Origin of the sequence: Rhodococcus sp. UFZ-B548, assembly GCF_903819475.1 — a bacterium.
GTDB classification, from domain to species: Bacteria; Actinomycetota; Actinomycetes; order Mycobacteriales; family Mycobacteriaceae; genus Rhodococcus_F; species Rhodococcus_F erythropolis.
This window is the reverse complement of sequence record NZ_CAIJDS010000006.1, coordinates 73430-86648: the sequence shown is the minus strand read 5'-3', so window position 1 is coordinate 86648 and position 13219 is coordinate 73430. Positions and strand designations below refer to the sequence as shown.

13 protein-coding genes, 1 tRNA gene and 1 riboswitch are annotated in these 13219 nt (G+C 62.3%); of the genes, 8 read left to right on the top strand and 6 right to left on the bottom strand.

The window, feature by feature from the left end; genetic code table 11:
• Positions 1-199: 199 nt before the first annotated feature.
• Positions 200-1675 (top strand): amidohydrolase family protein, encoded by a 1476-nt coding sequence (locus H7C86_RS08485; protein WP_182261400.1) that lies wholly within the window; start codon positions 200-202, stop codon positions 1673-1675.
• Between the two features lie 47 nt (positions 1676-1722).
• Positions 1723-3033: an alanine racemase gene (locus tag H7C86_RS08480; RefSeq protein WP_182261399.1), complete on the top strand. Its 1311-nt coding sequence runs from the start codon at positions 1723-1725 to the stop codon at positions 3031-3033.
• A gap of 23 nt (positions 3034-3056) precedes the next feature.
• On the opposite strand, the gene H7C86_RS08475 is transcribed toward H7C86_RS08480, so the two are convergent.
• Positions 3057-4508: a cell wall metabolism sensor histidine kinase WalK gene (locus H7C86_RS08475; RefSeq protein WP_182261398.1), complete on the bottom strand. Its 1452-nt coding sequence runs from the start codon at positions 4506-4508 to the stop codon at positions 3057-3059.
• Positions 4505-5221, bottom strand: coding sequence for a response regulator transcription factor (locus H7C86_RS08470; protein ID WP_007734368.1), 717 nt, complete (start codon positions 5219-5221; stop codon positions 4505-4507). The genes H7C86_RS08475 and H7C86_RS08470 overlap by 4 nt, the downstream gene beginning before the upstream one ends.
• Positions 5222-5368: 147 nt before the next feature.
• Here H7C86_RS08470 and H7C86_RS08465 point away from each other — a divergent pair, with 147 nt between their 5' ends.
• Positions 5369-5869 carry a hypothetical protein gene (locus H7C86_RS08465; protein WP_070796339.1) on the top strand — a complete coding sequence of 167 codons (501 nt, stop codon included), beginning with the start codon at positions 5369-5371 and terminating at the stop codon, positions 5867-5869.
• A gap of 21 nt (positions 5870-5890) precedes the next feature.
• On the opposite strand, the gene H7C86_RS37185 is transcribed toward H7C86_RS08465, so the two are convergent.
• Positions 5891-6124 carry a hypothetical protein gene (locus H7C86_RS37185; RefSeq protein ID WP_259349069.1) on the bottom strand — a complete coding sequence of 78 codons (234 nt, stop codon included), beginning with the start codon at positions 6122-6124 and terminating at the stop codon, positions 5891-5893.
• A gap of 650 nt (positions 6125-6774) precedes the next feature.
• Here H7C86_RS37185 and H7C86_RS37180 point away from each other — a divergent pair.
• The 4 genes from H7C86_RS37180 (at position 6775) to H7C86_RS08445 (ending at position 9698) form a co-directional block, all read left to right on the top strand.
• Positions 6775-7122: a hypothetical protein gene (locus tag H7C86_RS37180; protein WP_259349068.1), complete on the top strand. Its 348-nt coding sequence runs from the start codon at positions 6775-6777 to the stop codon at positions 7120-7122.
• 43 nt (positions 7123-7165) lie between these two features.
• Positions 7166-7231, top strand: a riboswitch (guanidine-III (ykkC-III) riboswitch).
• A 14-nt stretch (positions 7232-7245) separates the two neighbouring features.
• Complete coding sequence (locus H7C86_RS08455; RefSeq protein ID WP_020906330.1) at positions 7246-7560, top strand: multidrug efflux SMR transporter; 315 nt, start codon at positions 7246-7248, stop codon at positions 7558-7560.
• A 47-nt stretch (positions 7561-7607) separates the two neighbouring features.
• Positions 7608-8423: an ABC transporter gene (locus H7C86_RS08450; protein WP_182261397.1), complete on the top strand. Its 816-nt coding sequence runs from the start codon at positions 7608-7610 to the stop codon at positions 8421-8423.
• A 477-nt stretch (positions 8424-8900) separates the two neighbouring features.
• Complete coding sequence (locus H7C86_RS08445; protein ID WP_020968516.1) at positions 8901-9698, top strand: GAF and ANTAR domain-containing protein; 798 nt, start codon at positions 8901-8903, stop codon at positions 9696-9698.
• Between the two features lie 106 nt (positions 9699-9804).
• Here H7C86_RS08445 and H7C86_RS08440 read toward each other — a convergent pair.
• Positions 9805-9876: transfer RNA gene (locus H7C86_RS08440), tRNA-Thr, on the bottom strand.
• A gap of 122 nt (positions 9877-9998) precedes the next feature.
• Here H7C86_RS08440 and H7C86_RS08435 point away from each other — a divergent pair.
• Positions 9999-11426 carry a threonine/serine exporter ThrE family protein gene (locus H7C86_RS08435; RefSeq protein ID WP_019747016.1) on the top strand — a complete coding sequence of 476 codons (1428 nt, stop codon included), beginning with the start codon at positions 9999-10001 and terminating at the stop codon, positions 11424-11426.
• An 83-nt stretch (positions 11427-11509) separates the two neighbouring features.
• Here the strand turns inward: H7C86_RS08435 and H7C86_RS08430 are convergent, their stop codons facing one another.
• Both H7C86_RS08430 and H7C86_RS08425 read right to left on the bottom strand, forming a co-directional pair.
• Entirely contained in the window at positions 11510-11758 is a 249-nt protein-coding gene (locus tag H7C86_RS08430) for an MbtH family protein (RefSeq protein ID WP_003945538.1), read from the bottom strand.
• Positions 11755-13101: a lysine N(6)-hydroxylase/L-ornithine N(5)-oxygenase family protein gene (locus tag H7C86_RS08425; RefSeq protein ID WP_019747015.1), complete on the bottom strand. Its 1347-nt coding sequence runs from the start codon at positions 13099-13101 to the stop codon at positions 11755-11757. Before H7C86_RS08425 ends, H7C86_RS08430 begins: the two co-directional genes overlap by 4 nt.
• Between the last annotated feature and the right edge of the window lie 118 nt (positions 13102-13219).

The window sequence follows — 13219 nt, the reverse complement described above, 5'->3', positions numbered from 1 at the left end:
GTCCTCCATCGATCTCAATCGGCTGAATTGATAACTTCGCTTTCACCTTCACACTCGACTGCATTCGTTTCTTGTCCGGTCGAACGGTGAGTCGGCCTCCATTTGGGACGTTCACACCAGAATCCGATACCCGAGCCGTGAAACCATCGGGACATTCGCCGGGCCAGGCGGTTCGACCAACGACAGGAGTGCAGCGCTGATGCAGGTCCACGACATCGTGTTCACCGGCGGCCGCGTCGTCGATCCCGCATCGGGGACCGACGAGGTTCGGGGCATCGCGATCACCGACGGCAAGGTCTCGGCGTGGGGTCACGACGCGATCGAGGCTCGGCAGACGATCGACGTGACCGGTCACGTGATCTGCCCCGGATTCATCGACCTGCACAGCCACGGACAGGAAATCGCCGAGCAGCGACTTCAGGCGTTGGACGGAGTGACGACGGCCCTAGAACTGGAGGCAGGCGTCATTCCTGTTGCGAAGGCATATGCGCGTGCCGGTGCCGAGGGGCGCCCGATCAACTACGGCTACGCGACGTCGTGGGCGCACGCCCGCATGATCGAACTCTCGGGCGCCGATCCCGATGGCGACATCAGGACTCTCCTGCACCATGTCGGTTCCCCGAGCTGGCAGGGAGAACCGACCGCCTCCCAGCGCGCCCACATTCTCGAACTCCTCGAAAACGATCTCGCTGCAGGCGCTCTCGGCATCGGCGTGGTGGTCGGGTACGCCCCGAAATCCGATCCGGCCGAGTACCTGCAGGTGGCGGATCTCGCGGCCCGAGCCGGAGTTCCCACTTACACCCATGCGCGCCCACTCATCTCGGCCGACCCGTCGAGCCCGGTGGACGGCGCCGTCGAAATCGCCCGTGCAGCAGCCGAAACCGGCGCGCACATGCACTACTGCCACGTCAACAGCACCTCGGGAATGCACGTCGACCATGCACTGTCCGTGGTGGCTCAGGTCCAGGCAGCCGGATCTCGCGTCACGACAGAGGCGTATCCGTACGGGTCAGGGTCAACGGCCGTCGGAGCTGCGTTTCTCGATCCAGACAAGCTGCATCTGATGAATCTGACACCACGATCGCTGACTTTCGTGCCCACCGGTGAACGTATCGCGGACCGCAAGCAGCTGGAACATCTTCGGGCAACGGACCCCGGCGGACTGGTACTGGTGGAGTTCCTCGACGAGAACGACACCGTGCAGCGCGAATTCCTCGAACGAGCGATGACTTTCGACCGCGCCGCCATCGCGAGCGACGCGATGCCACTGACCTGGCCCGGTCGTACCGCAGCGGACGCGTTGCAGTGGCCACTGCCGGAGAAGGCGCTCGGCCATCCCCGCGGCGCCGGCACCTATGCACGTGCGATTCGTACGCTGTACCGCGAGCGTCAACTGCTGTCGCTGTCGGAGATCATCGCGCGCTGCTCGTTGATCCCCGCGCAGATTCTGGAGGAGTCGGTTCCCTCGATGGCGACGAAAGGTCGGATCAGCCCCGGTAGCGACGCGGACATCCTCGTTTTCGACCCCGAGCGAATCACCGACAACGCCACCTACATCGACGGCATCCGTCCCTCCACCGGAATCAGCCGCGTGCTGGTCGGCGGCGTACCCGTCGTCGAAGGCGGTGCCGTGGTCCAGGACGCGTTGCCCGGTCGCCCGGTACGCCGCTCATAGCCGGATCTCGTTCTGACCTGCATAGTTCTGACAGAAAGTCACCACACATGAACACATCGTCTGCAATCAACGGCACAATCGATGCCATGACGGATTTCGCGAACCCCCCGATCGGTTGGCAGCACAAGGCATTCGGCACCGACCTCGAAGGTCGCGACGGCTCCGACCTGGAGCCACTGGGGATCTCTGCGCTCGACGGCAACCTCCTGCTACCCGTGATGACACTCGATCGTGCAGCGATCGCGCACAATGTCGACCTCATGGCGCAGTTCTGCTCCGATCACGATGTGGATCTGGCGCCCCACGCGAAGACCACGATGAGCCCCGAACTGGTTCGTCGGCAACTCGACGCCGGGGCTTGGGCGATGACGGCGGCAACCGTTGCGCAGGCACGCATTCTGCGTGAGTTCGGTGTGGACACCATCATCATCGCCAGTCAGGTGCTCGATCCCGCCGGCATTCGGTGGATCTGCGACGCCCAGGCCACCGACCCCGATTTCTTCGTCACCACCCTCGTGGACTCGGTCGAGAGCGTCCGCCTGATGGAACAGTTGATCGCGAAAGTCTCACCAGCCAGCCGTATCCGGGTTCTCGTCGAACTCGGCTACGACAGCGGACGCGCGGGCGCTCGCACTGTCGAGCAAGCACTCGACGTCGCACGCGCAGCATCGCAGGCTCCTTCGTTGATTCTCACCGGAGTCGAGGGGTTCGAGGGCATGATGCCCGGAGCCTCGGTAGCAGCCCGCCGTATCTCCGTCGATTCGTATCTCAAATCCGCGCGGGTTTTCACGGAAATCTGTGTTGCCGAGAACCTGTTCGAGAACAACTCCGCGAAGGCTCCCCGGCCACTGGCCACTTTCGGCGGCAGTGCATTTCACGATCTCGTTGTACGCGAACTGGCCGGACGGTGGGCACTCGACAACGGTGTACGCGTCGTGCTGCGCAGCGGTTGCTACATCACTCACGATCACGGTCTCTATGCCGAAACTTCGCCGTGGGCTGACGGTCCGCGAACTCTGCAGGGAGCCGCAGAGGTCTGGGGCGTAGTGCTCTCCATTCCTGAACCCGGCCGCGCGATCCTGGGTTTCGGTCGTCGCGACGTCGGCTCCGACGCAGGCTTTCCCATAGTCCTGTGGCGCCGACGCGACGGATCCAACCGATCAGCGCGAGAGCTGACGATCACCGCACTCAACGACCAGCACGCGTACGTCGAAGTTCCAGCTGACTTCGACGTGAAGGTCGGCGATCTGCTCGGTTGCGGAATCTCGCATCCCTGCACCACGTTCGACAAGTGGTCACTGATTCCCGAGGTCGATTCGGATTACCGCGTCGTCGGCACGGTGCACACCTACTTCTGAGGAGCCGGTTGCGGTAATCCGCGTCAGTCGTCCTTCGGGTCACGCGGCAATTCGACGCGGAACGTCGTCCCCTGCCCGAGGGAGGTCTCGACGCTGACGGTTCCGTCGTGCGCTGCAACCAAAGCCGAAACGATGGACAGGCCGAGACCGGCGCCCCCGGTCTCACGGGTGCGAGAGGTGTCGGCGCGGTAGAAACGCTCGAAGATCCGCGCGGCATCCTCGTCACTCAAACCCTGACCGGTATCCGAAACCTCGACCACCGCGGAGTTCTCGGTCGTACCGACACGAACGGTGACCTGCGCATCCGGCGGAGTGTGTTTGATCGCGTTGCCCACCAGATTGGCGACTACCTGACGCAGCCTGGCCTCGTCACCCTGCACTTCGGGCAGGCCCGGGCCGCCGGTCATCTGAAGTTCGACAGTTCGATCCGGTGCGATCGCTCGTGCCGCCTGTACCGAATCCGCCGCAACTGCAAGCAGATCCACCGGCTTGTTCTCGAGTGGACGCTGTTCGTCGAGTCTTGCCAGCATGAGCAGATCTTCGACCAGAAGTCCCATCCTCGACGCCTCGCCCTCGATCCGGTTCATCAGCGTTTCCGTATCCGTCATGGCGCCTTGGCGATACAACTCGGCGAACCCACGAATAGTCGTCAAGGGTGTGCGCAACTCGTGGCTCGCGTCGCCGACAAACCTACGCATCTTCTCCTCAGAACGCCGTGCTGATTCCTCCGAAGCCTCGGTCGCGGCAAATGCGTGTTGAATCTGCGCGAGCATTCCGTTGAGCGCCACCGACAATCGGCCGACCTCGGTGCGGTCGTCACGCTCCGGGACCCGTCGATGAAGGTCGCCGGCGGCAATGGCAGCGGCAGTTTCCTCAACCTCGACCAGCGGACGAAGGCTCCGACGAACCACGAAATACGCTCCGCCGCCGAGGATCAGCAGGACAACCAGGCCGATGCCGAGTTGCAGGCCGACCAGGTCGTCGACGGTCTGTTCGATATCCGTCAGTCGCACACCGATAGTCGTGGTCGTGTCGTCGCGAACCGTCGTGAGAACTCGCCAGTTCACGTCCGAACCGTCGCTCGATCCGACGGTGATCGGGCCGTTGGTGGAATCTTTCGACAGGTCGGGTTCGGTTGTCGTCGACTTGTCGTTGAGAGTGAACACCTTCCCGTCCGGGGTCACCGTCCGAACGAAGAAGGGACTGGGCGGACGAGTTTGCGGACCGACATCGCTGGGTGGCTGCAAATCTCTGGTGTGCGGCTTTGCCCAGCCCTCGACCGCCTCGTACAGCGTTTTGTCGGTTCGCTGGGTCAGTGAATTCTCGAGAGCAGAAGTGACCGCGACGCCAGACGCCAACAGACCCAGTGCCGCCAACACCAGCAAGGCCGCAACCAGGGTGAAGCGCAGCGGCAGTGAATGGAGACGGAAACGACCCCGCTTCGGAAGCTGATCGTTTTCCGCGGCGGCGATCATTGCCGCGGTTCACGCATCACGTAGCCGACCCCACGCAATGTGTGAATCAGCGGTGTCTCCCCCGTATCCACCTTGCGCCGCAGGTAGGACACGTAGGACTCGACAACTCCGACCTCCCCGCCGAAGTCGTAGTTCCAGACGTGGTCGAGAATTCGAGGCTTACTGAGAACCGTCCCGGCATTGACCATGAAGTATCGGAGCAGTGTGAACTCGGTGGGTGAGAGTGCAACCAACTCGCCCTTCTTCCAGACCTCGCGGGTGTCGTCGTCGAGTTCGATGTCGGCGAACTTCACCCGCGGCGACTGCTCCGGTGCGACCCCGCGGCCGGCGCGGCGCAGGATGACCCGCAACCTCGTCACGACCTCTTCGAGGCTGAACGGCTTGGTCACGTAGTCGTCCGCGCCGAGGGTCAGGCCGCTGATCTTGTCGTCGAGCGAATCCTTCGCCGTCAGAAACAGGACCGGTGCGTCCACACCGTCGGCACGGAGGCGTCGAAGCAGACCGAAGCCGTCCATCCCGGGCATCATGACGTCGAGAACAATCGCGTCGGGACGAAATGTCCGTGCGACGTCCAGGCCTTGGGCTCCGCTCGAAGCAGTTGCCACCTCGAAGCCCTGGAATCGGAGGCTCACGGAGAGCAACTCCACGATGGTGGGTTCGTCGTCGACGACGAGGATGCGGGCTTCGGGGGTCTTGTCGGTCACGAGAACCATCTTCTCCCCTGCCACTGGATTCTCGCTGTATGTTCCCTGGGAGCTTCCTGTGAACGGCTGAGTGCAGGTGAAAAGCCGGGTGCAGGTGAAAAGCTGGGGTACAGGCGAAAAGCTGGGGTACAGGCCCACGAACCGGAAGGATGCGGCATGTCACTTCCTCCACTGTGGAACATGGAATGCTTGACCTGGCGTATTCCTCTGTTCACCAACAACTCCGATCCCGGCGAGGATCCCGGCTTCGCGCCACCGGAGTCTTGGGCACAAGCCCTCGCGGCTGTAGCCCAAGATCTGCGTTGCCTGCGATTCGGAGCTGAAGTTGTTGTCGATCGTCTGATCTGGGAATTTTCGATCAACAGCGACTACAACGTCACGATCGGCTGGCAAGGCGCACGTGACATCGGCGGATTCAGCCACTTCAACGCACTGTCGATGGATACTGCATTCGCGGACGCTGCGGTGTGGGTCGCCGATATCGTTCAGACCAAATTGGCCGGGTACGACTTCGTTCAGTGGCCGAGCCGAGGGCGCCATCTGCTTGTTCCTCGACTTCGAGACGGGGAACCGGTGTGGATGGATCCACACGGCGATGCGACGATCAGTCGTATCGGCGAGTTGTGCAAAAATTCGACGAATTATGCAGCAACGTAGCCCAGTTCAAATCGCTCAGCTCTACGGTTCGGTGGCGTCCGCGCTGGTCGGCGGTGTGGTGGCTGCGTACGCAGTGGCCGAGTCCCGAGTTGACGACTTCTCGTTCTCCGACGACGGCCTCACCTCGGTGGTGATCACACCGCAGTGGGCGGGAGCAACTGCCGCTGTGGTTGCGGCGGTCGGTGTTGCGCTACTACATCGCTGGGGACGTGGCGGACTCGCGAGTGTCTTCGCTGCCGTTGGCGCCCTCGTCATCGCGCTACCAGCATTCGTCCCTGTCTCCGCCTCGATATCGGTGACCCTGAACGCAATGGGAGCCGGCACTTTCCTCGCGGCGGCGGCATATCCGACGAAGAGTCACCGCGCAGCACAAATTGCTCTCGCACTCGGGGTGACCGCGACGACCCTGTACTTCGGCGGCGCAGACTTGTGGCGCGATCGCGTCGCAAGGTGGTCGCTCACACTTCCGGGCGATACCTACCCCGTGCCGTCCACGGTTCCCGTCTGGATACTGCTCGCTGCAACCCTTCTGGTAGCCGGAGTCGCCTCGGTCGCACGATCAGGTCAAGAGACGGACGACGTCGACACACGCCTGGCGACTTTGGGAGTTGTTCTGCCCCTGGCATTCACGGCCCTGTATGCGTGGTTGGGCTCGACGTCGACATCGCATGGGTCCTGGGTGACGGCGGTGGTGATCGCAGTTGCCATTACCGTCGCACTGGCTTGGCGTTTGCCGCAACACGACGGCCGCTTCATACTCGCCGGACTCGCAATCGGCGCGGTTTCGATCAGCTCGATTTCCTTTTCATCCGACTGGACTTGGGCGGTGCCCACGGTGGGTGCTGCGCTGGCGCTGGGCGTCGCCGTCGGCTGGAAAAGACCAATGCCCCCTGGGACTGCTTGCCGTGACCGCACTCTCGGGATTGCTGGATGCCGCCCTGACCACGGTCGCCTATGTCTTCGTCCTCCCGCTTGCGCTGGGACTGGCCGTCGCGTCATGCATGCCTGTTGCCGTCGGAGCAGTCGCGAGCGGGTCCGTACTTCCCTTCACTCTTACCTTGTTCTCGGTTTCAGCGACCTTCCTGGACCCTGTCTCGCAGGAATTCGGGTGGTCGACCGCTCCGCTCGAGGAACACGGACCGGCCGCCGTGACCACGCCGATTCCTTTGACTGTTCTCGCTGCGACGGCGACGATTGTGGTGGCCATGTCGACCATCCATCTGAAGAGAGTTCGAACGGCTGTGGTGACCTAAATCGCCAGCTGATCGGGTCGGAACGCAGAATTCTGTTGCTATGGTTGGGTGGTCAACGACGACATCCGGACGAGCGCACCGTACCCGGCCAGCGAAAAGACGGTGCCTTGGGAGTTGTTCACCATGGCATGGATCGTGCTCGTCATTTCCGGACTTTTCGAAGCTGTCTGGGCTACCGCGCTGGGTAAGTCCGACGGATTCAGCAAGATGTCACCCACCGTTGTCTTCATCCTCGGCCTGATCGTCAGTATGGCCGGCCTCGCGTATGCAATGCGCACCCTTCCCATCGGAACTGCGTACGCGGTCTGGGTCGGCATCGGCGCCGCCCTGACCGTCGGATACGCGATGATCACCGGCGCGGAGTCCACGTCAGTCGTCAAGATTCTGCTGATCCTTGGCATCGTCGGTTGTGTGGTCGGTCTGAAGGTCCTTCACTGACCGGCGATCCTGATGAGTGTTTGTGTGTTACCGGTTACAGTTAACGAATGAAACTGCTGGAGATGCTCACGCTTCCCCTACGCGCGGGCATTGCAGCCGCAGAGATCAGTTTGGGTATCGCCGAGCTGACGGTCACGACAGTTCGTATCGCCGTCGGTAATACCGGTGCCGTGACGGCGGGTGCAGCAGGCTTGGCCAGCCCTCGCGGACCCATGCAGATGATCCAGCAGTTGTCATCGCTTACTGCAGACAATCGGCCCATCGGGCAAGCCTTGGCCCCCGGTGGGCCGCTCGATCGCCTTCTCTCACCCGGCGGCCCGGTCGACAAACTGACTGCACCCGACGGCACTCTCGAACGACTTCTCGCTCCTGGCGGACCACTCGAAAGACTTCTTGCTCCCGGCGGACCGCTGGATCGGGTGCTCGCCGAGAACGGCGCCTTGGAACGGTTGCTCGCTCCGGACGGTCTCCTCGACCGAATGATGGCGGAGGACGGTCCGCTGGAACGCCTGACCGCACAGGACGGTGCCGTCGAACGCCTGACTGCCAAGGACGGTGTCATCGATCGCGCACTGGCCGAGAACGGCATCCTCGAAACGCTCTTGGCGGAGAACGGCGCCTTCGAACGGCTCATCGCCGAAGGCGGCCCGCTTGACCAGATCGTTGCACTGTCCGATACCTTGACTTCGCTCGCCCCCAACCTCGAGAGAATGAGCGCCAGCATCGAGGTACTGCAGGAAACAGTCGGAATCCTCAGTGCTGCAGTCGGTCCACTCGGAGAACTGGCCGGCAAGCTTCCCAATCGCTGGCTCAAGAGCAAGGGCGAGCGCCCAGGGCCGGACCTTCCGATCGAATCGGCATAACAAACGGTTACTCGCCGATTACGCGGTCAGTTGTTGATCACGATGTTGAGATTGATGATGATTCCGCCGAAAGTCAGAATCGTGTTGGCCAAGCCAACGGTCATTCCACTGTTCAGAGCCGCGATCAGTCCGTTCATCGTCGTATCCCCTTCACTGTCTGCGGGTTACGCGTACAAGATTGTGCGCTGGCGCTGACAATAGGCCAAGTTCGCGACCTGCGCGCCATTGCGGAGAAAACTTGTACCGCGGTCGCAGTTTCCGCGTTAACTGTTGCAGGACAACGCAATTCCATACTCGGCGCACTACCCGCAAATGACTGAACCAAACATCACGATTAGGCATACGTATCCCACCCGCATAACCGTCTGCCCCACCAGACACTTGTCCACCCAAACAGAGTGCACAACAGTTAGTCCGGTGCAACAATAAGACGAATCGGACATGCCTGCGACGTGATGGGGAAGGGTGGTTGAGACAATGACGGCGCCGCGCATTGCCAGAGAACACCGCGGCCCTACCGGGGGCCGAAATTCTGCGTCGCAGGACAGCCTGGACGCCGCCTCGGACGCCCTGCAATCGCTGTACGCGCACCTCGATCCACATGCCCAGGCCGAGCAATTTCTCGAACAGGTCTGCAAACACGCCGTCGATCTCATCGCCGACGCCGACATGGCCGGAATTACCATCGGCGGTTCGGATTCGACATTCCGAACCGTAGCCGCCACCCATCAACTCGTTCGCACCGTCGACTCGATCCAATTCCGACTGGACTACGGACCGAGTGTGACGTCGTCACGCACGGGCACGGTTGTACGTGCGCATGCCAGCGAAGCCCACAGCCGGTGGCCTCAATTCGCAAGCGCGGCAAAAGCAGTCGGCGCCGTCAGCTTTCTGTCGATGCCATTGCCCGGTAGAGATCGCCCACTGGGAACCCTCAATCTCTACAGCCATGACCTCCGAGGCTTCACCGGCGCCGACGTGGCATTGCTCCAACTGTTCGCCGTCACCTCGTCCTACGCACTGCACAGCTCGCAGCGCCTCGACATCGCCAGAAAGCACGCGATGGACCTCGAGCGTGCACTCGAATCGAGAGGCGTCATCGAACAGGCCAAGGGCATCATCATGGGCACCCACCGCGTCGACGCCGACCGCGCCTTCCGCATCCTCATCCAGGACTCACAGCGCAGCAACGTCAAACTGCGAGTGATCGCCCAGCAGTACATCGACGGCGCGATCGATCCGCGCCAGGCCACGAACAAGCCTGAGACCAACTGAACCCGGCAAACACAGCATCTCCGCAAACACAGTGCTTCGGCAACCACAGCGCTTCGGCAAACACAGAGGCACCCACCAGAATCTAGGTGAGTGCCTCTACTTTCGGAGCCTCCTGTCGGGATTGAACCGACGACCTTTCGCTTACAAGGCGAGTGCTCTACCACTGAGCTAAGGAGGCGAAGACCGACGCGTTGCCGCGACTGACTTTGCGGAGCCATCATATCCAAGCCGTCACGGTGGCCGCGCCCGGGTCACGTTAGATAGCGTGGGCCCCATGCGCAACTCCCACTCCGCCCCCTGATGGCGAAATTCACCGAAGCACTCACACGCCTGACGGGAAACCGCCAAGCCACCGTCGACACGGTCACGTCGGCTCCCGCGCCGCTACAACCGATCGACCTCACAGACGACGCCGTCGTCGCAGAAGTTCTGGACCTGGCGGTTCGGGTCGGCGAAGTCCTCCTCGCCTCCGGGACCGCGGCCATGGACACGGCGGAGCAGGTGCAGTTCATCGCCGCCACCTACGGCCTTGCTCAGTGTGACGTCGACGTCACTTACAACTCGATTGTGCTCTCTGCCTATCGTGGCCCGACGCGACCGCCGGCGAGCACGATGCGCATCGTCCACTACCGCTCGATGGACTTCACGCGACTGGCGGCTGTCGACCGTCTGACGCGTCGTATCCGCCGTGAGGCGATCACACCGGACCAAGCGCACGACGCACTCACAGCCATCACGACGGCGCCGCACCCGTACAACCGATGGACCGCAACCATGGCCTGGGCAGCGATGGCGGCTTCGGTCTCCGTCCTGCTCGGCGGCGGGTTCCTTGTTGCCACAGTCGCGTTTCTGACGACGATGGTTATCGATCGGGTCAACCGCGTACTGAACCGGTTCGGGTTGCCGTTCTTCTTCCAGCAGGTTGTCGGTGGTCTCATCGCGGCTGCGCCCGCCGCGACGCTCTATACCTTTCAGGATCAGCTGGGGATCAGTATCCGGCCGTCGCTAGTGATCGCGGCCGGAGTGGTCGTTCTGCTGTCCGGGCTGTCGCTGGTGGGCTCGGTCCAGGACGCGATCATGGGCGCTCCGATCACGGCTGTAGCGCGGTTCTTCGAAGTGGTGATGATGACGGGCGGCATCATCGCGGGTGTCGCGATCTCACTGCGAATGACCGGGATGCTGGGTTCGACGCTTCCACCGATCAACGTGGAAGTATCGACCATCACGCAGTTGCCGATCCTCATGCTCTCCGGCGCGTGTGCGTCGGTCTTCTACGCTCTTGCCTGCTACGCCGAGCGGCGTGCACTCACCGCGGCATTCCTGGGCGGCGCGGCCGGCAGCGGTGTGTCGATCTTCGTGCAAACACTCGACGTCGGCCCCGTGATCGCCGCAGCGATCGCGGCGACCGTCGTCGGTCTTGCCGGTGGTCTGATGGCTCGCCGCGCCCTGACGCCTCCACTGGTCGTCGCGGTCGCAGGCATCACTCCCCTGCTCCCCGGTCTGTCGCTGTACCGAGGCCTGTACGCGCTGCTCAACGACCAGGTACTGATCGGTCTGACTGCCTTGCTGTCGGCATTCGGCATCGGCTGCGCTCTGGCCGCTGGCGTGACGCTCGGCGAATGGGGAGCGCGAACTCTGCGTCGTCCACGAATCCTGATGCGCGTGGACTCGCTACGCCGACCGATGGTCCGCAAGCGCAAGCGCCGGGTTCCCGTCACCGAGAAGTAAGAGAGTTTCAAGCAGAAAGAGCTGGGCACCTGACGGTGCCCAGCTCTTTCGGTTCACTCGGGGGTTTCCGAGCAGCGAGAGAATCAGCTCTCGACTGCGTGCTTTCCGCCGGCAGCCTGATCGGCTTCCATTGCCTCGCGCAGGCTCTTCGGACGCATGTCGGTCCAGTTCGCCTCGACGTATTCGAGGCACGCCTTGCGGCTGTCTTCACCGAACACCACGCGCCAGCCGGCGGGGACCTCGGAAAACGTGGGCCACAGCGAGTGCTGGTCCTCGTCGTTCACCAGCACGTAGAAGCGGCCGTCTTCGTCATCGAAAGGGTTAGTGCTCATCTCGCCTCACTCGTTACGTACGTGTCTTGTGCGCCCAGACTAGCAAGCGCACCAGTTCGGTTCTGGTGGCTCAGCACCGACGCCAGAATCTCCCCCGCCCGCACTGCCACGTTCGACAGCAGCGACGACGTCAATCCGTGAGTCTGTTCTGTCCCACCCTGCAGATAGATACCGCCTGTCACGTCCTCCGTTACAGCCAGTCGATAATCCCGACTGACGTTACGCGGAACGGACGAATCCGGCACGAGTTCACCCAACAAATTGTCCAGCGGCGCCGGGGTGAAACCCGTGGCCAGAATGAGTGCGTCGCACGACAGCGTGTCGGTCAAGCCGTCGAGGTTGCTGCGGACGGCCAGTTCGATGCCGGATTCGGTCTCCACGGCACTCGTGATCTCCGAAGCCCGACGCATGAACAGTCGCCGCGGCCCGCGAACCATCTCCTGATACTCGGTGGCATAGAGCTTGTTGATCAGTTCGATGTCGACGACCGAGTAATTGGTACTGCGGTGCAGATCGAGAAGTCGACGTCGTTCCGCGGCGTCGGCGCCGTGCAGTTGATCGACGGCTTCGGGATCGAAGATGCGATTGGCGTACGGGCTGTCGTCTGCCGGGCTGTAGCCGTACCGGGCAAAAACACTGTGGACTTCGGCGTTCGGGTAGTTCGCGTGCAGGTAGTCGACGATCTCCGCGGCACTCTGACCGGCGCCGAGAACAACGAACCTGTTGTGCACGGGCTCGGGCATCGCTTCGAGGTGGAAGAGGAACTGGTGATTGTGGAAGCACCGGGACGACGGCGTTGCCCATTCCGGGATCCGCTCTTTCAGTCCGGCTCCGACGACGATGTTGCGCGCGATCACCGTTTCACCGTCGGCTGTGCGGACCGCAAAGCGATCGACAACGCCGTCGGAGTTCTTGATGCCCTCGACCCCGTCGACGGTTGTACCGAACTGCACATCCGCGTCGACTCGTCGAGCTGCCCAGCACAGATAGTCGTTGAACTCGTGGCGCGTGGGAAAGAAGGTCTGGTGGTTGACGAAGTCGACCAGCCGCCCCTGCTCGAACAGATACGAGAAGAAGCTGTATCCGCTCTGTGGGTTACGGAACGTCACCAGGTCCTTCGGAAACGCGATCTGCATCGTGGCACCGTCGAGCAGCATCCCGGGATGCCACGCGAACTGAGACTGCTTTTCGAAGAACCGCGCATTCACCCGATCAACGGCTGCACAATTTGCATTGTGTTCTTCGACAGCGATGGCCAACGCGAGGTTGGCCGGACCGAACCCGACGCCGACGATGTCGACCACGGCGGGTTCGGCGCTGGAGTCTCTCGGTGATTCACTCATTACAGGTAGTCCATCCCCGACGGGACGACCTGATAAGGTCGCCAATCGATGTCCCGAAGTAAGTAGCAAAGGCTACCCTTAATGAGGTGAGGGTATCAATACTGTGAGCCCCCGTATA